Genomic DNA, 20,173 nt, shown 5'->3' on the forward strand with positions numbered 1-20,173 from the left:
GCGGCTTCTTCACGTTCTGACCGGGGAACACCAAGTCGCTAGCGCCAGCCTTGAACTTCTTGGCGCGCTCGAACGCGGCCAACGCTTGGGGTGCGAGAGGCACGACGTGCACTCTCCCCATTTCATCCGTTCGGCCGGGATCGTCCACAACGCTGCTTCCAGGTCGAGTTCCGACCAGGTCGCACCCCGGATTTCGCCTGATCGCGCCGCTGTCAGGATCAGCGCTTCCAACGCGACGCGGCCCACCGATTCCCGCGCGCCCAGCTTCTCCATGAAATCCGGTACCGAAGCATAAGGCAAAGCTGCAAAGTGGTTGTCCTTCTTGGGCTGCCGAGGCAGTCCCTTGGAGAGCGAACGCATCGGTGCTTCGGTTGCGCGAAACCCGCGTGCATAGGACCAGTCGAGAACTGTGCCGATGCGTTGTCGGACGCGGCGCGCAGTCTCCGGCTTCGCCAGCCAGATCGGCGCCAGCACATCGCGGATCAGCGGCCCTTCGATCTCGCTGACCAACCGGTCGCCCATCTTGGGGAAGGCGTAGGTCTTCAGCGTCGCGATCCACTGGTTCTGATGCTTGCCGTTCTTCCACGCCTTTTCGTGTTCCTCGTGAACCATTTCGGCAGCCCTGCGGAAGGTCGGAATGACCTGGCGCTCCTGCTTGCGTTCAGCGACAGGGTCGATGCCCTGCGCAATCTTCTTCCGCATCAAGAAAGCTGCATCGCGCGCGTCGGACAGGGAGACGGTCTTTAGAGAACCGAGGCCAATCTCCCTTCGCCGGCCGTTCGACTGGATGCGAAGAATCCACCTGCCCGTACCTTTGCCTGTGACATCGAGAAATAGGCCGTCGCCGTCAGCGTACCGCCCGGGCTCCGCCAACGAGCGTATCTTGAGCGCAGTGAGTTTTCCCATAACCCTGCTCCAAAATACCCACCACTTTACCCACCACTTGTGGTGGGAACTGGTGGAATTGAACGAAATCCGATGAGATCAAAAACCTAGGATTTCTCTTGTATTTTTAGCAGTTTGAGGGGGATTTTGCGAGCCCCAAAAAGGGCGCAGGTGGCGGAGCGGGAGGGATTCGAACCCTCGATACGCTTTTGGCGTATACTCACTTTCCAGGCGAGCGCCTTCGACCACTCGGCCACCGCTCCGCAGGATACCTGGAAGGCGCGGCCCTACCGTTCCTTGGGCGGCTAGGCAAGCGCCCGTTGCCATGCCAAGCTTCACCCATGGCAAAAACCCTGCTCGTCCTCGCCGCGACCCTCGCCGCCGCGCCGCTCGCCGCCCAGAACACCCCCCAGGCGTCCATGCCGCCGCGGCCCGCCCCGGCGGCTGCCGAGCCGGCACCCGAGGACTGGCGCGACATTCCCGATGACGAGGTCCTGCTGATCCAGCTCACCACCGGCAAGCAGGTCGCCATCCGCCTTGCGGCGCGATACGCTCCTGCGCACGTCAACAATATCCGCAAGCTCGCGGCGGCGCGCTGGTGGGACGGCGAGAGTGTCTACCGCGTTCAGGAGAATTGGGTCGCGCAATGGGGCGATCCGACCGAGAAGAAGGCGCTGCCGCCCGAGATCCTCGCCCGCCCCCCGGCCGAGTTCGAGATCGGCGCCTTCACCCCCGCGCAGCGCCTTGCCAATCCCGACTCCTATGCGAGCGCCACCGGCGTCACCGCCGATGGCTGGCCGATCGCCACCGACGGCAAGGCGGCGTGGCTCACCCATTGCTACGGGATGGTCGGCGTGGCGCGCGACCAGTTGCCCGATACGGGCACCGGATCCGAGCTGTTCACCCCGATCGGTCAGTCGGCGCGGCGGCTGGATCGCAACTATACGGTGGTCGGGCGGATCATCGAGGGGATGCAGCTGCTCTCGGCGCTGCCGCGCAGCGATGCTGCCATGGGGGTCTATGCCACCCCGGCCGAACGCACCGGCATCGTCTGGGTGCGGCTTGCCAGCCAGCTACCCGCGGACGAGCGACCGCACTTCCAGGTCCGCGCCGCCGACAATCCGCGCTATGCCGCGATGATCGCGCTGCGCGAGAACCCCGCCCCGCCGACCGTGGCGACCGGGCTGAACGTCTGCGACCTGCCGGCAGCGGTGCGCCGCCGGCCCTGATCGGTTATTTGCCGACCCAGTCGGCGATTTCGGCGGCGACCTGGTTGGCGGCCTGGTTGAGCGCCGGGCCGATCGCGGCGGTCTCGATCGCGGTCACCGGTACGCGCGCCTCGAAGCGGCGGCGCTCGAAGGTCTGGGTGCCTTCGCGGCCCAGCGCGGCGTCGAACACCACCACCGCTTCCATCCTGCTCGCATCGACGCCGAAGCTGCGCACGTCGCCGCCCAGGCTCGCGCTGGGGGCGCTGAGCGACTGGCGGCGGCTGAGCACGATGCGTCCGGTCCGCGCGGCGATCGTATCGGCGAGCAGGCGGCCGAAGAGGCTGGCGGGCCCTTCGACCCACTGCGCGTCCTTCACATAGGCGATCTTCGTCCCGCCCGGGCCCGAATGGACCGGCACGCGCGTCGTCGCCAGTTCCTGCGGCGCGTTGACCGGGCCGATCGTCACGGCCTTCACCGTGCCCGATTGCTGGACCTCGCCCGCCGGCAGCACCGCCGCCGGCTGCAGCGTCAGCAGCGAGGCGGGCGGCTTGGCGGCGAAGGATATGCAGCCGGAAAGCGGCACGACGGCGAGCAGCGCGGCGATGACGGGCTTGTTCATCCGGAACCTCATTGCTTCGGCCTCACTTCTTCGACTTGTAGGTGGGCAGCGCAGGCGCCCCGATCAGACTGGAAGCGCCGCCCTGATCGAGCTTGTGCGCGACATTGGTGAGCGCGATCGACATCTCGCGCAGATCCTGCACGAGCTGGCCGACCTCGGGCATCGTCTTGTTCGAGAAGGCCTGGATCCCCGGACGGGCATCGCCGATCGTCGCATCCAGCGTCTCGACGCTCTTGCGCGCCGAGGTGATGGTGGCGTTGAGATTGGCGATGGTCGGCTTGATATCGCTCGCCATCATGCCGTTGGTGGTCGCGGCGAGCTGACCGATCTGCTGCGCGGCGGCACCGGCCTGCTGGATCGCGACCCGCGTTTCGGCCAGCGTCGCGGCGATCTCGGGCCCGCGATCCGCCAGCGACTTGGTCAGCCGGTTGGTGTTGGCGAGGATGCCGCCGATCGAGGCCTGGTTCTTTTCGTCGAGCAGGTCGGAGACGCGCTCGGTGAGCGTGGTCAGCCGTTCGAGCAGCTTCGGCGCCGAGCTCAGCAGCGCGCCGAGCCCGCCCGCCTTGGTCGGGATCACGGGGACGCCCAGCGGGCAGGCCGCGCGCGGATTGTCCTTCGGGCATTCGATCGGCGGCTGGCCCTTGACCGCCCCGTCCAGCTGCACGGTGCTGGGGCCGGTGAAGCTGCCCTGGATCGTCGCGTTGGTGCCCTCGAGGATCGGCACGTCGGGCTGCACGCTGATGCGCACGCGCACCAGGCTTGGATCCGGACGCCAGAACTGGATGTCCTTCACCGTGCCCGCTGGCACGCCCGAGAAGCTGACCGGCGAGCCACGGCTGAGGCCGTCGACCGACTGCTTGAAGAAAATGTCATACTGGCGCTCGTCGCCGCCGCCCAGCCGCGACAGCCAGACGATGAACAGCGCGAGCACCGCCAGCAGGATCAGTACGACCGCGCCGACCAGCACGTGATTGGAACGCGTTTCCATCAGCCCCTCTTATCCTCATGCACCGGCCGGTTCGCGCCCGCGACTGCGGCGCGGCCGCGGGGTCCGTTGAAATATTCCTGGATCCACGGATGATCCAACGCCAGCAGCTCGGGAATCGTGCCCACCGCGATTACCCGCTTGTCCGCCAGTACCGCGACGCGGTCGCAGATCGCGTAAAGCGTGTCGAGATCATGGGTGATCAGAAACACGGTGAGCCCGAGCGTTTTCTGGAGCGACGCGGTCAGTTCGTCGAACGCCGCCGCACCGATCGGGTCGAGCCCCGCGGTGGGCTCGTCGAGGAACAGCAATTCCGGATCGAGTGCCAGTGCCCGCGCGAGACCGGCGCGCTTCTTCATCCCGCCCGAAAGCTCCGCCGGATATTTGGGGCCGGCTTCGGGGGGCAGGCCGGTCATCACCACCTTGTAGGCGGCGATTTCCTCGAGCAGCGCCGGATCGATCCCCGGATAATATTCCTTGAGCGGAACCTGGACATTCTCGGAGACGGTCAGCGTCGAAAACAGCGCGCCGCCCTGGAACAGGATGCCCCAGCGCTTGCGAATATCGACCGCTTCGGTGTCCTCGCGCCCGATCGTGTTCTCGCCGAAAACCTCGACCGCGCCATCCAGCGGCGATTGCAGGCCGATGATCGAGCGCATCAGCACCGACTTCCCGGTGCCCGAGCCCCCGACCACGCCGAGGATCTCGCCGCGGCGCACGTCGAGGTCGAGCCCGTCATGGACCAGCTGATCGCCAAAGCCGTTGCGCAGGCCGCGGACGCGGATCAGGATTTCGCGATCGTCGTCGCGCGCTGCGTCGTTCATGCCCAACCCACATTGGTGAAGAACACCGCGAAGAAGGCATCCAGCACGATGACCAGGAAGATCGCCTGCACCACTGCGGTGGTGGTGCGCTGGCCGACCTGTTCGGCATCGCCTTCGACCTGCATGCCGTGGAAACAGCCGGCGATCGCGATGATCGCGCCGAACACGGGGGCCTTGACCAGCCCGACCCATAGATCGGTGAGCGGCACCACCTCGTGAATGCGCTGGATGAAGGTGATCGGCGTGATGCCGAGATCGACCCAGCACAGCAGGCCGCCGCCCAAGATGGAAACGAGCGAGGAATAGAAGCCGAGCAGCGGCAGCATGAACACCACCGCGAACACGCGCGGCAGCACCAGCGCCTCCATCGGCGACACGCCGATCGTGCGCATCGCGTCGATCTCTTCGGTCAGTTTCATCGTGCCAATCTGGGCGGCAAAGGCCGATCCCGAGCGGCCGGCGATCATGATCGCGGTCATCAGAATGCCGAGCTCGCGCAGCGTCAGCCGGCCGAGCAGGTTGATCGTGTAGATCTCCGCGCCGAACTGGCGCAACTGCACCGATCCCTGCTGGGCGATGACGATGCCGATCAGAAAGCTCATCAACCCGATGATGGCGAGCGCGCCGACGCCGACCACCTCGAAGCGCTGCACCGTCGCGTTGAAGCGGAAGCGGCGCGGATGCGTGAGGACGTGCCAGAAGGCGAGCACCGTCGCCCCCATGAAGCCGAGCAGACCGTAGAGCGTCTTGCCCGAATTGATCACCGCCTTGCCGATCTCGTCGAGCGCGCGAGTGACGGAACCCGGCGGCGGCGGCGGCAGCTGGATCGGATGTTCGGCGGCGACCACCTGGTCGAGCAGATGCTGCTCGTCGGCGTTCAGCCCTTCGATTTTCGCGCCGCGATCGCGCGCGAAGCGGTGGACCACCCAGGCGCCGACCGTGTCCATCCGGCCGACATCGGTGAGATCGAGCCGCGCGACGCCGCCCTCCACCGTGTCCAGCCGCGCGGGCAGGTCACCCAGGCAGGCAAGCGAAAGATTGCCGGAGAAGCGGAGCACCGCCTCGCCGTTGTCGTCGGACCGTTCAAAGTCGGCGGGTGCCCTCATCGAAACCCCCTTTCCGCGATTCTTGCTGGAACGGCAAGTTCCTCCGTGGCTAGAGAGCGCAATGCAACGCCTCGCCATCTACGACATGGACAAGACCATCACCGCGAAACCGACCTGGACGCGGTTCCTGCTGCACGTCGCGCGCACCCGTGCGCCGTGGCGGCTGGGGCTGTTCCCGGTGGTGGGGCTGGCGGGCCTCGCCTATCTCGGCCGCCGGATCGACCGCGCGCGTCTGAAGCGCGTGTCGCACCGGCTGCTGCTCGGCCGTGCGCTGCCGCCCGCCGAGATGACTGCGGTGGCCGAGGCCTTTGCCGATCTCGAGCTGCGAAAGGGTGTGCTCCAAGGTGCCCGCGTGCAGATCGAGGCCGATCGCGCCGCCGGCTACCGGCTGGTAATGGCGACCGCCTCGCATCGCTATTATGCCGAAGCGATCGGCAAAAGGCTGGGCTTCGACGACGTGATCGCCACCAATGCGAAGCGGGACGGGCAGGGGCATATTCTCTCCGAACTCGAGGGCGAGAACTGTTACGGGCCCGTAAAGCTCCACATGATCGAAAATTGGCTCGCCGCGGCGGGGCTGCACCGCGCCAATTGCCATGTCCGCGCCTATTCGGATCACGTTTCCGACGCGCCGCTGCTCGGCTGGGCGAACGAGGCCTTCGCGGTCAACGCGCATGGTCCGCTCGCCAAACTGGCGGCGACGCGAGGCTGGTCGCAACTCGACTGGCGGCGGCCCTAACTTTTCCCTATACTTCCAGAAGGTTCGCAACCGAAACGGCGTTTCGCGCATTTGTCTGGCGGGTTGCTGTGATCACGAGGAAGCCAGACGCGTGCAGAATGACGACGAGCAAAAGCCTGCCGCGACCGGCGAATCGGCCGGCGATTTGAAGGACTCGACCTCCTACAGCCCGACCGGGAACCACCCGACGCATCACTGGAAGCGTGCCATCATCGGCACCCCAGGTCTGGGCGATCGCAGCACGGTGTTCTTCGCCGCGCTGCAGATGACGCGGATGCCGATGACGCTCACCGACCCGAATCAGCCGGACAATCCGATCGTCTTCGCCAACAAGGCGTTCCTCGACCTGACCGGCTATGAAGAACACGAGATCCTTGGTCGCAACTGCCGCTTTCTCCAGGGCGCCGAGACCGATCGCGATGCGGTGGCCGAACTGCGCGCCGCGATCGACGCGAAGGAAGCGATCGCGCTGGAGCTGATCAACTATCGCCGCGACGGCAGCTCGTTCTGGAACGCCGTGTTCATCGCGCCGGTGCTCGGGCCCGATGGCGAACTGCTCTATTTCTTCGCCAGCCAGCTTGATGTGACGCGGCGCCGCGAATCCGAACAGTCGTTCCGCCAGGCGCAGAAGATGGAGGCGATCGGCCAGCTCACCGCCGGCTTGGCGCACGACTTCAACAATCTGCTGCAGGTGGTGTCGGGCAATGTCGACATCGTCGCCAGCCAGGTCGAGGACGACCGGCACCAGCGGCTGCTCAACAACGCCGCGCGCGCCGCCGATCGCGGATCGAAGCTCACCCGCCAGCTGCTCGCCTTTGCGCGCAAGACCCGGCTCGAGCCCAAGACCGTCGACATGAACCAGCTGATCCACGATTTCGGCGATCTGCTCGACAACACCGTCGGCGCGCAGATCCGGCTGGTCACCGCGCTCGAACGCCGGCTGCCGGCGGTGCAGATCGATCCCACGCATCTGGAAATGGCGATCCTCAACGTGCTGCTCAACGCGCGCGACGCCATGCCCAAGGGCGGTACGGTCACGATCGGGACGCGGCTGTGGAAGCTCAACGGCAACGCGCCGATGCACCAGTTGCCCGAGGGGGACTATGTCGTCCTCACCATCCGCGACGAGGGCACCGGCATGGACGACAATGTCCGGCGCCGTGCGACCGAACCCTTCTTCACCACCAAGGGCGCCGAACGCGGTACGGGACTGGGGCTGGCGATGGTGCATGGCTTCGTCCAGCAATCGCTGGGCCGCCTGGAGATCGACAGCACGCCCGGCGAAGGGACCGAGATTCGCATGCTGTTCCCGGTTGCCAATGCGATGGCCGGCACCGCGCCTTCCGCGCCCGCGCCGAAGCGTGAGCTTCACCAGGGGACGACCGGCGGCAGCGAGACGATCCTGCTCGTCGAGGACAGCGATGACGTCCGCGCGCTGGCGCAGGAGCAGATTGCGGCACTTGGCTACCGCGTCGTGCTCGCGTCGAGCGGGGAAGAGGCACTGGAACGGCTCAAGACCGAGACGATCGACCTGCTGTTCACCGACATCGTCATGCCCGGCGGCATGAGCGGGCTCGAGCTGGTCGAGCAGTTCCGCGAGACCCATCCGGACACGCCGGTGTTGATGACCACCGGATACAATGAGGATCTGGTCGCCGATATCCCGCGCGGCTCCAACCTCGACGTGATCGGCAAGCCCTATCGCCGCGAACAGCTGGCGGATCGCATCCGCGCCGCGCTTGATCGGCGTACGCCCGGTGCGCGTCGCGACGTCAATCCGATCGTCCCGGCCGAGGGATGAGCGCGCCGGCGGGCATCGACGCCGGCGCCACGCCGCTCGATCGGCTGATCGCTGCGCGTGCCTGGTCGGAATCGCCGCTCGGCCCGCCCGAGACCTGGCCGCGCAGCCTGCGCGACGCGCTGCTGCTGATGCTGCCGTCGCACGCCCAGATCGCGATCTTCTGGGGGCCGGACTATGTCGCGCTCTATAATCCTGCATACGCCCAGACGATCGGCAACAAGCATCCGGCGGCGCTCGGCAACGCGGCCCAGCCTTATTGGGCGGAAACCTGGGACGAACTGGGGCCGATGCTCGCCTATGTGCGGACGACCGGCAAGACGCTCTCGGCGCGCGACCGCCGCTTCTACACCGAACGCTATGGATTCGGCGAAATCGTCTATTTCGACATTTCGCTCTCCCCCGTGCTCGACGCTGACGGCTCGGTCGGCGGCGTGATGTCGGTCGTTTCGGAGACGACCGAGCGGGTAAAGGGCGATCGCCGGCTGCGCGAGAGCGAAGCGGCGCTGCGCGCCAGCGAGGGGCTCGCCCGCGAGCAGGCGGACGAACTCGCGGTGATGTACGACAACTCGCCGGTGGGGCTGGCGGTGCTCGATACCGATCTGCGCTATCTGCGGATCAATCGCCAGCTCGCCGAGTGGAACGGCCTGTCCGTCGCCGAGCATATCGGCCGCCATGTCAGCGAGATCGTCCCAGACCTGAGCGACCAGCTGGTGGCGGCGCTGGTTCGGGTGCTGGCCGGCGAGCCGCTACTCGGCGTGGAAGTGAGCGGCCCGACGCGGGGGCGGCCCGACGGCCATTCTACCTGGCGGCAGAACTGGGTGCCGATCTACGACTGGGACGGCAAGGTCCACCAGATCGCGATCTCGTGCGAGGATGTCACCGAGGAACGCCGCGCCCAGGCCGCGCTGGAGACGCTCAACCGCGTCGGCGCGGCGCTTTCGGCCGAGCATGATCTCGAACGGCTGGTGCAGATGCTCACCGATGCCGGGGTGGCGCTGACCGGTGCCAGCGTCGGCGCCTTCTTCCACAATGTGATGGACGAAAGCGGCGAACGGCTCCACCTGTTCACGCTCTCGGGCGAGGATCGCGCGCGCTTCGAATCGCTCGGCCGCCCGCGCGCGACCGCGGTGTTCCGGCCGATCTTCCACAATGTGGTGATGCGCTCGGACGACGTCACCCGCGAAGCCGATTATGGCCAGAACGCCCCGCATCACGGAATGCCGCCGGGGCATCCGGTCGTCACCAGCTATCTTGCGGTCCCCGTGGTGTCGCGCGATCGCTCGGTGCTGGGCGGGCTGCTGTTCGGCCATCCCTTGCCGGGCCGCTTCACTGCCCGGCACGAGGAACTGGCGCGCAGCCTCGCTGCGCAGGCTGCGGTCGCGATCGACAATGCCGGGCTGCTCGCCGACGTCCGCGCCGCCAACGAGACGCTCGAACGCCGCGTCGAGGAACGCACCGCGGCACTCCACGAGACCGAGGCGGCGCTGCGCCAGAGCCAGAAGATGGAGGCGATGGGCCAGCTGACCGGCGGCGTCGCACACGACTTCAACAACCTGCTCACGCCCATCATCGGGAGCCTAGACCTGATCTTGCGCAAGCGCGGCGACGATCCGGTGCTGCACCGGCTGCTCGACGGCGCGATGCGCTCGGCCGAGCGGGCGAGCACGCTCGTCCAGCGGCTGCTCGCCTTCGCCCGCCGCCAGCCGCTCCAGCCCGCGCCGGTCGACATGGCGGCGTTGGTCGACGGCATGGTACCGCTGCTCGCCAGCACGCTCGGCCCCAAGATCGCGCTGTCGGTGACGAAGCCCGAAGCGCTTCCGCCCGCCCATGCCGATGCCAACCAGCTGGAGATGGCGCTGCTCAACCTCGCGGTGAACGCCCGCGACGCGATGCCCGAGGGCGGTGCGCTGGAAGTGCGGCTGAGCCTGGGCGAAGCGCGCGAAGCGCCGACGCCGCTCGTCGAGGGACGCTATGTGCGCCTCGCGGTGCGCGACACGGGATCGGGGATGGACGCCGCCACGCTCGCCCGCGCGATCGAGCCGTTTTTCTCGACCAAGGGCGTCGGCCGCGGCACCGGGCTCGGCCTGTCGATGGTGCACGGGCTGGCGAACCAGCTGGGCGGCACGATGGGGCTGTCGAGCCGCCTCGACGAAGGCACCGAGGTCGAGCTGTGGCTGCCGGTCAGTGCCGAGGCGCTAGCCGCGGTCGAGGCGCCGCAGCGGCACGAGCCGCACGACGGCGCAGGTACGGTGCTGCTGGTGGATGACGAGGATATCGTGCGCGGCACCGCGGCCGAGATGCTGCGCGCGCTCGGCTACCAGGTACAGCTCGCCGACTCCGCCGAGGCCGCATTGGCGCTGCTCGACAAGGGCCTGGTGCCCGATCTGCTCGTCACCGATCATCTGATGCCGGGAATAACCGGCACCGAACTCGCCCGCATCGTGCAGGCGCGGTTCGGTACGCTGCCGACGCTGATCGTCTCCGGCTATGCCGGGGTCGAAGGGCTGGGGCGCGACTTTGCGCATCTCCCCAAGCCCTTCCGTCAGGCCGACCTCGCCCGCGCGCTCACCCTGCTCGGCGTACGCTGAGCTACTGACCGAGAATGCGGCGGTAGAGCGCGATATACGCGTCCGCCATCGCCTCCACCGAGAAGCGCGTTTCGATCGCGCTGCGGCAGGCGGCGCGGTCGATCGACGCGACGCGCTCGACCGCAGCCGCCCCGTCGTCGGCAGAATCGACGAGAACGCCGTCGACCCCGTCCTGGATGAGCTCGGGCATCGAGCCGCGGCGGACCGCGATCACCGGCGTGCCGCAGGCCATCGCCTCGATCACCGACAGGCCGAAGGGCTCGTCGAAGTTGATCAGGTGAAGCAGCGCGCGGGCGCTGCCGAGCGCGCGGATGCGCCCCTCGCCGCCGACCGGCCCGTGATAGACGATGCGGTCATTGAGATGCGGCTGGACCTCGCGCTCGAAATAGCCCTGGTCCTGGACGATGCCGTACAGGTTCAGCCGTCGGCCGGTCGTCTGGGCGACGGCGATCGCTTCGGCCGCGCCCTTGTCGGGATGCATGCGGCCGAAGAAGAGCAGGTCGTCGCTGCCCTGCGCATCGAGGGCGAACTCGTCGAGCCGGATGCCGTGGTGGATCGTCGTGGCATAGCGCAGCGCCGGGTGCCGATCGGCATCCGAGATCGCGACATAGTGCACCCGCTCCTCGAACGGCTTGTACATCGGCAGGATGCGCTCGGACGAGAAGCCGTGGATCGTCGTCACCATCGGCGTGTCGATCAGCGGGGCATAGGCGTGCGCGGGGAAATCGGCCTGGTTGTGGATCAGGTCGAACTCGGCCGCGCGGGCGAAGAGGTGCGACTGGTGGGCATATTCCCATACCTTCGCGTCGATCGCCGGGTCTTCCTCGTAGCCGCGCGGCACGACGCCGGCGAGGCGGGCGGTGGTGACCGAATCCTGCGTCGCGAACAGGGTGACGTCGACGCCCTTGGCGACCAGCGCCTCGGTGAGCAGGCTCGTCACCAGCTCCCATGGGCCATAATGGCGCGGCGGGGTGCGCCAGGCGATCGGGGCGAGCATGGCGATCTTCATGCGCGGCTGCCCCTTTTCCCGCCGTGCCTCTGCGAAAGCAGGGGCCCAGGGTTGGAGAGTGAATCGCGTGTGGCTCTGGGCCCCTGCGTTCGCGGGGGCACGGGAGGGTTGATCATGCGAGCAAAATGCCTTGGTTCGGGGCGAGGGGGAGGACAGCGCCATCCACAATCCCGCCGTCATCCCCGCGCAGGCGGGGATCCATTGGTGAGAACGCTTCGGCGCCATCCCCGGCCGCACTGGCAAAGGGATCCCCGCCCGCGCGGGGAGGACGGGTGGGGGGTGTCGTAAGCGCTGGAGCAAGCGAACGCGCCCATTCCGGCAGCACCAGCGTCTGCGGCGTATCGGAAAGGTTCAGCGCGACCAGCACGCGCGCGTCGCCATGCCGCCGTTCATAGGCGAGGACCGCGCCGTCGCTCGACACCGCATGCCAGCTCCCCACCGACAGCGCCGGATGCGCCCGCCGCAGCTGGAGCAGCGCGCGGGTAAAGGCGAGCATCGAACCCGGCGCGTCGCGCTGCGCCATGATGTTGCGCTCGGCCCAATCGGGGTTGAGCGGCAGCCACGGCTCGACGCTGCTGAACCCGGCATGCGCGCTCGCGTCCCAGGGCATCGGCGTGCGCACCTCGTCGCGGTTGAACGCGGTGTCGGGCTCGCGCAGCGCCTGCGGATCGCGCACCCGGTCGGGCGGGATGGCGACGTTCGGCATGCCCAGTTCGTCGCCTTGGTAGAGCGTCGGCGTGCCGCGCAGCGTGAGCAGCAGCATCATCGCGACGGCAGCCTGCGCCGGCCCGACGCGCGAGGCGACACGCGGCTTGTCATGGTTGCCGAGCACCCAGTTCGGCCAGCCATCGGCGGGCAGGGCGCCCTCATAGTCGGCGATGAGTTGCGCCAGTGCCGCGGTATCCCAGCGGGCGTCGAGCAGGTGGAAATTAAAGGGAAGATGCACGCCGTTCCCGCCCTCGCCATAATAGGCGACGAGGCGCGGGATCGGCAGGTAGATCTCGCCGATCAGCACGCGCTCGGGATAGGCCTCCGCGACGTCGCGCATCGCGGCGATGATATCCATCATCTCGGGCTGGTCGGCCGAGTGGACCGGAAGCAGCCGGTCGATGTCCTGCATGCCGTCGCGCCAATCCGGATTGGCGGGGTTGTCGGGGAAGTCGGGGTGCTTGATCGCCAGCCACAGCACGTCGATGCGGAAGCCGTCGACCCCGCGATCGAACCAGAAGCGCATCGCGTCCAGCATCGCCGCGCGCAGATCCGGGTTGCGCCAGTTCAGCTCGGGCTGTTCCTTGAGGAACTGGTGGAGATAATATTGGCCGCTGGCTTCGTCCCATTCCCAGGCGCTGCCGCCGAAGAAGCTCTGCCAGTTGTTGGGCGGGCCGCCATCGGCGGCAGGATCGCGCCAGATATACCAGTCGCGTTTGGGGTTCTCGCGGGAGGACCGGCTTTCGCGGAACCAGGGGTGTTCGCTCGAGCTGTGGTTGGGGACGAAATCGAGCAGCAGCTTGAGGCCGCGGGCATGCGCGGCGTCGCGCAAGCGGTCGAAGTCGGCGAGCGTGCCGAAGCGCGGGTCGATCCCGCAATAATCCGCCACGTCATAGCCGAAATCGGCCATGGGCGAGGGGAAGATCGGCGACAGCCACACCGCGCCCACGCCCAGATCGACCAGATAGTCGAGCCGCGCGGTAACGCCCGCCAGATCGCCGATGCCGTCGCCGTTGGAGTCGTTGAACGAGCGCGGATAGACCTGGTAGATCACGCCGCTCTGCCACCAGAGGGGGTCGGTCATTGGGGGCTCCTCGCGAAAATTCCTCCCCGTAACGGGGAGGGGGACCGCCGCCGCAGGCGGTGGTGGAGGGGCCGCGCCGCAGGCGCGGTGCGGGTGAAGCACGCCGGACCACCGCCGCGTGCCGCGGCGGCCCCTCCACCATGCTGCACATGGTCCCCCTCCCCGTTCCGGGGAGGATCTGAGAAGCACTTCACCCGAATCGCGCCTTCGGGATGTGCGTGATCCGGCAGGCCAGATCCGCTTCACCGCTCGCCACGATGTAGCGCTCGCCGGCATCGACAAGCCCGGTGGTGAACACCACCGGCGTCGGCAGATAGAGCTGGTGCGCGATGTCCGCGGTCAGCGCCGGATTCGCCTCCAGCAGCGGGACCGTGTCCTCCTGCCGCAGGAGGATGCTGGGATCGTCGCGGTCGAGCAGCGCCCAGAAGCTGCGATAGATGCCGACCGCTTCGCGCTTCTCCACCCCGTGATAGATCAGCAGCCAGCCCGCATCGGTCAGCACCGGCTGGCTGCCGCCGCCGATCCGCTGGTTCGAAGTCGATCCCTTGCGCGCACGGATGCCCGGCTGGTCGAGCGGCTTCCAGTGCAGCCCGTCGGGCGAGCGGGCGAGGTTGATCGATGGGCCGCCCAGCCATGGGGAATCGTCGGGATAGGCGAAGTACACCTCCCCCAGCGGCCGGGTCAGCGCGTGGAATAAGCCGCCGATCCGTCCCTCGAACAGCAGCATGTCCTTGTTCTGGTGGTCGAGCACCACCCCGAGCAGTTCCCAGTCGAGCCCGTCGGTCGAGCGGTACATCGCGGTGCAGTGGCGCTCGGCCGAGACGCCGCAAACGGTCATCCAATAGGTGCCGTCGATCAGGGTGATCCGCGCATCCTCGACGCCGTAATCCATGTACGAGGCGCTGGGCGCGATCGCCTTGTCGTAATGCACCGCCACCACCGTGCGGCCATCGGCATCCAGCTCCACCGGCAGCAGCCAGGAAAGCGAGGTGAGGCCGAGCAGCCGGGGATTGCGGTCCTTGAGCGCAAACTGGCGCGGATCGCCCATATCGAGGCCCGCCACGGGATGGCGATCGAGCACATAGCCCGACGGCGTCCAGCGAATCCCCCGCGCATGCCCGTCCACTACCGGATCGCGCAGCGCCTCGGCGACGCGCACCATGAGCAGCAGATTGCCGTTCGGCAGCCGCGCGAAGCCCGGGTTGAACGCCCCGAGCACATAGGTCGCGTCGTTCACCCCTGCGCGCAGCGGCGAGCGGGTCAGGTCGACATCGTCGGGCCGGAAGATCAGATAATCGTCGCTCAAGCGCTTGCCCCCTCGGGTTTCACGCCCAGCAACGGAGTCAGGCCCCAGCGGTTCCGGCTTCTTGCGCTTGGCGGTGGTGGCGGATCACTTCGTCGATGATGAAGCGCAGGAATTTCTCGGAGAATTCGGGGTCGAGATCGGCATCCTGGGCCAGCGCGCGTAGCCGGGCGATCTGCGCCTCCTCGCGGCCGGGATCGGCGGCCGGGAGCCCGGTCTCGGCCTTGTAGCGCCCCACCGCCTGGGTAACCTTGAACCGCTCGGCGAGCATGAAGACGAGCGCCGCATCGATATTGTCGATGCTCTGGCGAAAGCGGATCAGCGTCGCGTCGGTCATGGCAATCTCTTTTGCCGCTGCGGCACGGCCATGCAAGCGCCTCTTGCCTTTGCAGGGCACAAAGGCCAGAGGCTCGTGGCATATGAGCGCAACCGTCCACCGCCTGGGGTCGCGAACCCAGCCCTCGCTCGATCCGATCATGGCGCTGGTCGCCCAGGACATGAACCTGGTGAACGCGGTGATCCTGGATCGCATGCAGTCGGAAATCCCGCTGATTCCCGAACTCGCCGGCCATCTGATCGCCGGCGGCGGCAAGCGGATGCGGCCGATGCTGACGCTCGCGAGCGCGCGGCTGCTCGGCTATGCGGGCACGCGCCACCACAAGCTGGCGGCGGCCGTGGAGTTCATCCACACCGCGACGCTGCTGCACGACGACGTGGTCGACAGCTCGGACCTGCGCCGCGGTCGCCGCACCGCCAACATCATCTGGGGCAATCCCGCCAGCGTGCTGGTCGGCGACTTCCTGTTCAGCCGCTCGTTCGAACTGATGGTGGAAGCCGAGAGTCTCAAGGCGCTCCACATCCTGTCGAACGCCAGTGCGGTGATCGCCGAGGGCGAAGTCAACCAGCTCACCGCAGTGCGCCGGATCGACCTGTCCGAGGATCGCTATCTCGATATCATCGGCGCCAAGACCGCCGCGCTGTTCGCCGCCGCCTGCCGCGTATCGGCGGTGGTCGCCGAGCGCCCCGAGGCGGAGGAGCTCGCGCTCGACGCCTATGGCCGCAATCTGGGCATCGCCTTCCAGCTGGTCGACGATGCGATCGATTACGTGTCGGATGCGTCGACCATGGGCAAGGATGCCGGCGACGATTTCCGCGAAGGCAAGATGACGCTGCCGGTGATCCTGGCCTATGCGCGCGGCAACGAAGCGGAACGCGGCTTCTGGAAGGAAGCGATCTCCGGCCGCCGCATCGCGGACGAGGATTTCGCCGAGGCGATCCGGCTGGTGCAGAGCTGCCGCGCGGTGGACGATACGCTTGCGCGTGCCCGGCATTACGGCCAGCGCGCGATCGATGCGCTGGGTGGCTTCCGCGCCTGCGAGGCGAAGGACGCGATGGTGGAAGCCGTCGAATTCGCGGTGGCGCGCGCCTACTGACGCGCGCCCACCCGCCCGGGGATTATTCCTCGGTCGACTTCGCTTCGCCTTCGTCCTCGTCGACTTCGAGCGCGTCTTCCTCGTCCATGTCGAGCACCTCTTCGATGCCCTCGACGATCAGGTCGAGCTGCTCGTAGCTCGCCGTCATCTCGATGGTCTCACCGTCCTCGTCCTCGAGGTGGAGGGTGTAATCGCCGTCGCTGTCCGGGGTGATGGTGAACTGGGAAAGGATTCGTGCCATGTCGCGCTCCTCTGGCGGTGAGTCCGCCTAACCACGCTTGTCCCGAATGGTTGCAGTCGAATGACGTCTTCCCTGCCGATCCACGCGGTTTTGCCGGCGCTGCTCGATGCGCTGCGGAGCGGGAGCAACGCGGTGCTGGTGGCGCCGCCGGGCGCGGGCAAGACCACCGCGGTGGCGCCGGCCCTGCTCGGCGAGGCATGGTGCAGCGGCGAAATCCTGCTGCTGTCTCCGCGCAGGCTCGCGGCGCGGGCGGCGGCGGAGCGGATGGCGGCGCTGGCGGGCGAGAGCGTGGGCAAGACCTTCGGCTATGCGACGCGGATGGACAGCAAGCGCTCGGCGGCGACGCGGGTGACGGTCGTCACCGAGGGGATCTTCGTCAATCGCATCCAGGCCGATCCCGAGCTCGCGGGCATTTCCGCCGTGCTGTTCGACGAAGTGCATGAACGCAGCCTCGACAGTGATTTCGGGCTGGCGCTGGCGCTCGATGCGCAAGGCGCGCTGCGGCCGGACCTGCGGCTGGTCGCGATGTCAGCGACGCTCGACGGTACGCGTTTCTCCGGGCTGATGGGCGATGCGCCGGTCGTGGAGAGCGAAGGCCGCAGCTTTCCGCTAACGCTGCGCCATCTCGGCCGCGCGGCCGAGGCGCGGATCGAGGACAGCGTCGCAGGCGCGGTGCGGCTGGCGTTGCGCGAGGAGGCGGGCGGCATCCTCGCCTTCCTGCCCGGCGTGGCGGAGATCGAGCGGACCGCCGAGCGGCTGGGCGACCTTAGCGGTGCGGTACTCCACCGGCTGCACGGCAGCCTGGAGCCCGCCGCGCAGCGCGCCGCAATCGCGCCCGATCCGGAGGGACGGCGCAAGATCGTGCTGGCGACCTCGATCGCGGAGACCTCGCTGACGCTGGACGGCATCCGGGTGGTGGTCGATTCGGGGCTGGCGCGGCGGCCGCGCTATGATCGCGCGGCGGGCATGACGCGGCTGGTCACCGAGCGCGCGAGCCAGGCGGCGGTGACCCAGCGGGCAGGGCGTGCGGCGCGGCAGGGGCCGGGCAGTGCCTATCGGCTATGGGAAGAGGCGGCGACGGCCGGGCTGCCGCGCTTCGATCCCCCGGAGATTCTGGAGGCCGATCTGTCGGCGCTGATGCTCGATTGCGCGCTGTGGGGCGTGACCGATCCGCGCCAGCTCGCCTGGCTCGATCCGCCGCCCGAGGCTGCGATCGCCGAGGCGCGCGCGCGGCTGGGGGCGCTGGAGGCGATCGGCACCGATGGCCGCCCGACCGAACATGGCAGGGCGATCGCCCGCCTGCCGCTGCCGCCGCGGCTGGGGCACATGCTGGTGCGCGCGAGCGAGCGGGGCATGGCGCGGACGGCGGCCAAGGTCGCGGTGCTGCTCGGCGAGCGCGGGCTGGGGGGCAGTGACGCAGACCTGGAGCTGCGCCTGCGCCGCTGGAAGGGCGAACGGGGGCAGCGGGCGGAGAATGCGCGACGGCTGGCGGAGCGGTGGAGCAAGCTGATTCCCCCTCCCGCAACCGGGAGGGGGCTAGGGGGTGGGCCCCCGCTCGCTGCAAAGGATTCCGGTGCGGATGCCGGGGGCCCACCCCCCGGCCCCCTCCCGCGCGCGGGAGGGGGAGCGCAGGGAGAAGAGGCCGCCCTCTGCGTGGCACTCGCCTTCCCAGATCGCGTAGCCAAGCGCCGCGACGGCTCCGGCGAAACCTGGGCCTCGGTCGGCGGGCGCGGGTTCAAGCTCGACCCGACGTCGCCGCTCGCCCGCGCCGACTGGCTCGCCGTCGCCGAGACGCAGGGCATGGCCGCCGGCGCGCGCATCCTCTCCGCCGCGCCGATCGACGCCGCCACGGTCGAAACACTGTTCGCCGATCGGATCGAGACGCGCCGCACTGTCAGCTTCGATCCCGCCACCGGTCGCATCGAAGCGCTGCGTGAACGGCGGCTCGGCACCGTCCGCCTCTCCGGCGGCATTGACTCGGGCGCGACGCCGGCGGAGATCGAATCGGCGTTGCTGGAGGGGGTGCGCACCCACGGCCTTCACCTGCTCCCCTGGTCCGATACCGCGCAGGCACTCCGCACCCGCGGCGCCTATGCGGGCATCGAAGCGCTGACCGAGGAAGCCCTGCTCGCCGCGCTCGACGACTGGCTGCCCGCCGCGCTGGAGGGCAAGCGCCGGCTCAATGCGGTTGCTTCCGAATCGCTCACCCAGGCACTGCAGAACCTGCTCGGCTGGGACGGGCAGAAGACGCTCGACCGGCTCGCGCCCGCGCGTTTCGAGACGCCCGCCGGCTCCAGCCACGCCATCGATTATGCCGCGGAGGCCGGTCCCACGGTGGAAGTGCGCGTCCAGGCACTGTTCGGCCTCGCCGAGCATCCGATGATCGGCGGCAATGTGCCGCTCGTGCTCAGTCTGACCTCGCCCGCCGGCCGCCCGATCCAGACCACGCGCGACCTGCCGGGTTTCTGGAAGGGGAGCTGGGCGGCGGTGGCCAAGGAAATGCGCGGCCGCTATCCGCGCCATCCCTGGCCCGAGGACCCGGCGGCGGCCTCCGCAACGCTACGGACGAAAAACGCTGATGCAAGGGCGCGCGGGGCGCGCTAAAGGGTGGCCCCATGAAGTCCGCTCGCATCTATCAGCGCGTCAAGAACGCGATGCAGTCCGGCCGCGCCCGGACCGACAATTGGGTCCTCGAGTTCGAGCCGCACACGCCGCAGCGGCCCGATCCGCTGACCGGCTGGGCGGGGGGCGGCGAAACCGCCAATCAGGTCCGCATCGCCTTCCCGACGCTGGAAGCGGCGAAGGACTATGCCGAGCGCGAGGGCTATGCCTATCACGTCGTGCCCGCGCCGGAACGCAAGCTCAAGCTGCAGGCCTACGCCGACAATTTCCGCTGATCGCGGGCGCTTCGCCTGCATGGCAGGTGAAGCTGCGGGCTGAACGCTGATTCAAACCCGTCGTCATCCTCGCGCAGGCGGGGATCCATTTGCCAGGACGCTTCGGATCGAGCCGTGACGGCCCATCAATGGATCCCCGCCTTCGCGGGGATGACGGGTGTGTTTACTTCCAACGGCGGTGTTGGCCGATCCGTAGACGCGCGCCTCAGCCGCGCCCCAGCAGCGCGCCGCTGAGCAGCAACAGCATCTTGACGTCGACGCCCAGGCCCTGCGCGCGGCAATTGGCGATGAACGCCGGCAGGTCGGCCATCGGCACATGGTGGACCTTGATGTCCTCGCCATCCACGCCGCCGCCGTCGCCGATGCGGGTGAGGCCGTGGACGCGGACGAGCGTGAAACTCTCGCTGACCATGCCGGGCGAGGCGAAATACTCGCCAAGTTCCTCCACCCGCTCGCAGGCATAGCCCGCTTCTTCCTCGAGCTCGCGCCGCGCGGCGGCCTCGATCGTATCGCCCTTTTCGGTGTCGCCGACGAGGCCTGCGGGCAGCTCGATGCAGCGACGGCCGAGCGGCACGCGAAACTGCTCGACCAGGATCACGCGATCGGCCTCGTCGATCGCGACGATCACGACGGCGCGGATGCTCCGGGCGCGGGACACATATTCCCATTTGCCCTGGCGGTGCACGGTGATCCACTTGCCCGCCCAGGGGGTCTCGATCGGTTCGTCGGTCATGGTTGCGGCC

18 protein-coding genes and 1 tRNA gene are annotated in these 20,173 nt (G+C 68.2%); 7 read left to right on the forward strand and 12 right to left on the reverse strand.

Annotation, left to right across the window (positions count from 1 at the left end):
* Window positions 1-9: 9 nt before the first annotated feature.
* Entirely contained in the window at window positions 10-906 is an 897-nt protein-coding gene (locus tag RT655_RS16025) for a phage integrase central domain-containing protein (protein ID WP_313538616.1), read from the reverse strand.
* Between the two features lie 151 nt (window positions 907-1,057).
* Window positions 1,058-1,148: transfer RNA gene (locus RT655_RS16030), tRNA-Ser, on the reverse strand.
* Window positions 1,149-1,226: 78 nt separating this feature from the next.
* Between RT655_RS16030 and RT655_RS16035 the strand changes: the two genes are divergently transcribed.
* Window positions 1,227-2,114, forward strand: coding sequence for a peptidylprolyl isomerase (locus RT655_RS16035; RefSeq protein ID WP_313538618.1), 888 nt, complete (start codon window positions 1,227-1,229; stop codon window positions 2,112-2,114).
* 4 nt (window positions 2,115-2,118) lie between these two features.
* Here the strand turns inward: RT655_RS16035 and RT655_RS16040 are convergent, their stop codons facing one another.
* From RT655_RS16040 to RT655_RS16055, 4 genes are read right to left on the reverse strand one after another with little or no spacing between them, the layout of a single operon-like run.
* Window positions 2,119-2,712, reverse strand: coding sequence for an ABC-type transport auxiliary lipoprotein family protein (locus RT655_RS16040; protein ID WP_313538620.1), 594 nt, complete (start codon window positions 2,710-2,712; stop codon window positions 2,119-2,121).
* A 22-nt stretch (window positions 2,713-2,734) separates the two neighbouring features.
* Window positions 2,735-3,700, reverse strand: a complete 966-nt coding sequence (locus RT655_RS16045; protein WP_313538622.1) for an MlaD family protein — start codon at window positions 3,698-3,700, stop codon at window positions 2,735-2,737.
* Complete coding sequence (locus tag RT655_RS16050) at window positions 3,700-4,521, reverse strand: ABC transporter ATP-binding protein (protein WP_313538624.1); 822 nt, start codon at window positions 4,519-4,521, stop codon at window positions 3,700-3,702. Before RT655_RS16050 ends, RT655_RS16045 begins: the two co-directional genes overlap by 1 nt.
* Entirely contained in the window at window positions 4,518-5,627 is a 1,110-nt protein-coding gene (locus tag RT655_RS16055; protein WP_313538626.1) for an ABC transporter permease, read from the reverse strand. Before RT655_RS16055 ends, RT655_RS16050 begins: the two co-directional genes overlap by 4 nt.
* A 61-nt stretch (window positions 5,628-5,688) precedes the next feature.
* On the opposite strand from RT655_RS16055, the gene RT655_RS16060 reads away from it, so the two are divergent.
* The 3 genes from RT655_RS16060 to RT655_RS16070 all read left to right on the forward strand — a co-directional run bounded on the left by RT655_RS16060 (window position 5,689) and on the right by RT655_RS16070 (window position 10,755).
* A complete protein-coding gene (locus RT655_RS16060; protein WP_313538627.1) occupies window positions 5,689-6,366 on the forward strand; it encodes an HAD-IB family phosphatase in 678 nt (225 codons plus the stop codon).
* A gap of 91 nt (window positions 6,367-6,457) precedes the next feature.
* A complete protein-coding gene (locus RT655_RS16065) occupies window positions 6,458-8,167 on the forward strand; it encodes a histidine kinase famiy protein (protein WP_313538629.1) in 1,710 nt (569 codons plus the stop codon).
* On the forward strand, window positions 8,164-10,755 hold the full coding sequence (locus tag RT655_RS16070; RefSeq protein WP_313538631.1) for a PAS domain-containing protein: 2,592 nt from the start codon (window positions 8,164-8,166) through the stop codon (window positions 10,753-10,755). The genes RT655_RS16065 and RT655_RS16070 overlap by 4 nt, the downstream gene beginning before the upstream one ends.
* Before the next feature lies 1 nt (window position 10,756).
* Here RT655_RS16070 and RT655_RS16075 read toward each other — a convergent pair whose 3' ends face one another.
* The 4 genes from RT655_RS16075 to RT655_RS16090 all read right to left on the reverse strand — a co-directional run bounded on the left by RT655_RS16075 (window position 10,757) and on the right by RT655_RS16090 (window position 15,196).
* The gene (locus tag RT655_RS16075) at window positions 10,757-11,764 is read right to left on the reverse strand and encodes a glycosyltransferase family 4 protein (protein WP_313538633.1); all 1,008 of its coding nucleotides are present in this window, start codon (window positions 11,762-11,764) and stop codon (window positions 10,757-10,759) included.
* Between the two features lie 112 nt (window positions 11,765-11,876).
* Window positions 11,877-13,556: an alpha-amylase family glycosyl hydrolase gene (locus RT655_RS16080; RefSeq protein ID WP_313538635.1), complete on the reverse strand. Its 1,680-nt coding sequence runs from the start codon at window positions 13,554-13,556 to the stop codon at window positions 11,877-11,879.
* Window positions 13,557-13,746: 190 nt separating this feature from the next.
* Complete coding sequence (locus RT655_RS16085) at window positions 13,747-14,862, reverse strand: glycosidase (RefSeq protein ID WP_313538637.1); 1,116 nt, start codon at window positions 14,860-14,862, stop codon at window positions 13,747-13,749.
* Between the two features lie 37 nt (window positions 14,863-14,899).
* The gene (locus RT655_RS16090; protein WP_313538638.1) at window positions 14,900-15,196 is read right to left on the reverse strand and encodes a chorismate mutase; all 297 of its coding nucleotides are present in this window, start codon (window positions 15,194-15,196) and stop codon (window positions 14,900-14,902) included.
* Between the two features lie 82 nt (window positions 15,197-15,278).
* Here RT655_RS16090 and RT655_RS16095 point away from each other — a divergent pair, with 82 nt between their 5' ends.
* Window positions 15,279-16,292, forward strand: a complete 1,014-nt coding sequence (locus RT655_RS16095; RefSeq protein ID WP_093298459.1) for a polyprenyl synthetase family protein — start codon at window positions 15,279-15,281, stop codon at window positions 16,290-16,292.
* A gap of 22 nt (window positions 16,293-16,314) precedes the next feature.
* On the opposite strand, the gene RT655_RS16100 is transcribed toward RT655_RS16095, so the two are convergent.
* Window positions 16,315-16,533 carry a hypothetical protein gene (locus RT655_RS16100; protein ID WP_313538642.1) on the reverse strand — a complete coding sequence of 73 codons (219 nt, stop codon included), beginning with the start codon at window positions 16,531-16,533 and terminating at the stop codon, window positions 16,315-16,317.
* 60 nt (window positions 16,534-16,593) lie between these two features.
* On the opposite strand from RT655_RS16100, the gene hrpB reads away from it, so the two are divergent.
* On the forward strand, window positions 16,594-19,137 hold the full coding sequence (hrpB, locus tag RT655_RS16105; RefSeq protein WP_313538644.1) for an ATP-dependent helicase HrpB: 2,544 nt from the start codon (window positions 16,594-16,596) through the stop codon (window positions 19,135-19,137).
* A gap of 11 nt (window positions 19,138-19,148) precedes the next feature.
* Window positions 19,149-19,430, forward strand: a complete 282-nt coding sequence (locus RT655_RS16110; RefSeq protein WP_313538646.1) for an ETC complex I subunit — start codon at window positions 19,149-19,151, stop codon at window positions 19,428-19,430.
* Between the two features lie 205 nt (window positions 19,431-19,635).
* Here RT655_RS16110 and RT655_RS16115 read toward each other — a convergent pair whose 3' ends face one another.
* Window positions 19,636-20,163 carry an NUDIX hydrolase gene (locus RT655_RS16115; RefSeq protein ID WP_313538648.1) on the reverse strand — a complete coding sequence of 176 codons (528 nt, stop codon included), beginning with the start codon at window positions 20,161-20,163 and terminating at the stop codon, window positions 19,636-19,638.
* Window positions 20,164-20,173 lie beyond the last annotated feature (10 nt).

It is taken from the genome of Sphingomonas sp., assembly GCF_032114135.1.
GTDB lineage: Bacteria > Pseudomonadota > Alphaproteobacteria > Sphingomonadales > Sphingomonadaceae > Sphingomonas.

Excerpts from the sequence above, each read along its gene's own strand:
- RT655_RS16025 (WP_313538616.1), bottom strand. The coding sequence starts at position 906 with ATGGGAAAACTCACTGCGCTCAAGATACGCTCGTTGGCGGAGCCCGGG.
- RT655_RS16035 (WP_313538618.1), top strand. The coding sequence starts at position 1,227 with ATGGCAAAAACCCTGCTCGTCCTCGCCGCGACCCTCGCCGCCGCGCCG.
- RT655_RS16040 (WP_313538620.1), bottom strand. The coding sequence starts at position 2,712 with ATGAACAAGCCCGTCATCGCCGCGCTGCTCGCCGTCGTGCCGCTTTCC.
- RT655_RS16045 (WP_313538622.1), bottom strand. The coding sequence starts at position 3,700 with ATGGAAACGCGTTCCAATCACGTGCTGGTCGGCGCGGTCGTACTGATC.
- RT655_RS16050 (WP_313538624.1), bottom strand. The coding sequence starts at position 4,521 with ATGAACGACGCAGCGCGCGACGACGATCGCGAAATCCTGATCCGCGTC.
- RT655_RS16055 (WP_313538626.1), bottom strand. The coding sequence starts at position 5,627 with ATGAGGGCACCCGCCGACTTTGAACGGTCCGACGACAACGGCGAGGCG.
- RT655_RS16060 (WP_313538627.1), top strand. The coding sequence starts at position 5,689 with ATGCAACGCCTCGCCATCTACGACATGGACAAGACCATCACCGCGAAA.
- RT655_RS16070 (WP_313538631.1), top strand. The coding sequence starts at position 8,164 with ATGAGCGCGCCGGCGGGCATCGACGCCGGCGCCACGCCGCTCGATCGG.
- RT655_RS16075 (WP_313538633.1), bottom strand. The coding sequence starts at position 11,764 with ATGAAGATCGCCATGCTCGCCCCGATCGCCTGGCGCACCCCGCCGCGC.
- RT655_RS16080 (WP_313538635.1), bottom strand. The coding sequence starts at position 13,556 with ATGACCGACCCCCTCTGGTGGCAGAGCGGCGTGATCTACCAGGTCTAT.
- RT655_RS16090 (WP_313538638.1), bottom strand. The coding sequence starts at position 15,196 with ATGACCGACGCGACGCTGATCCGCTTTCGCCAGAGCATCGACAATATC.
- RT655_RS16095 (WP_093298459.1), top strand. The coding sequence starts at position 15,279 with ATGAGCGCAACCGTCCACCGCCTGGGGTCGCGAACCCAGCCCTCGCTC.
- RT655_RS16100 (WP_313538642.1), bottom strand. The coding sequence starts at position 16,533 with ATGGCACGAATCCTTTCCCAGTTCACCATCACCCCGGACAGCGACGGC.
- hrpB (WP_313538644.1), top strand. The coding sequence starts at position 16,594 with ATGACGTCTTCCCTGCCGATCCACGCGGTTTTGCCGGCGCTGCTCGAT.
- RT655_RS16110 (WP_313538646.1), top strand. The coding sequence starts at position 19,149 with ATGAAGTCCGCTCGCATCTATCAGCGCGTCAAGAACGCGATGCAGTCC.
- RT655_RS16115 (WP_313538648.1), bottom strand. The coding sequence starts at position 20,163 with ATGACCGACGAACCGATCGAGACCCCCTGGGCGGGCAAGTGGATCACC.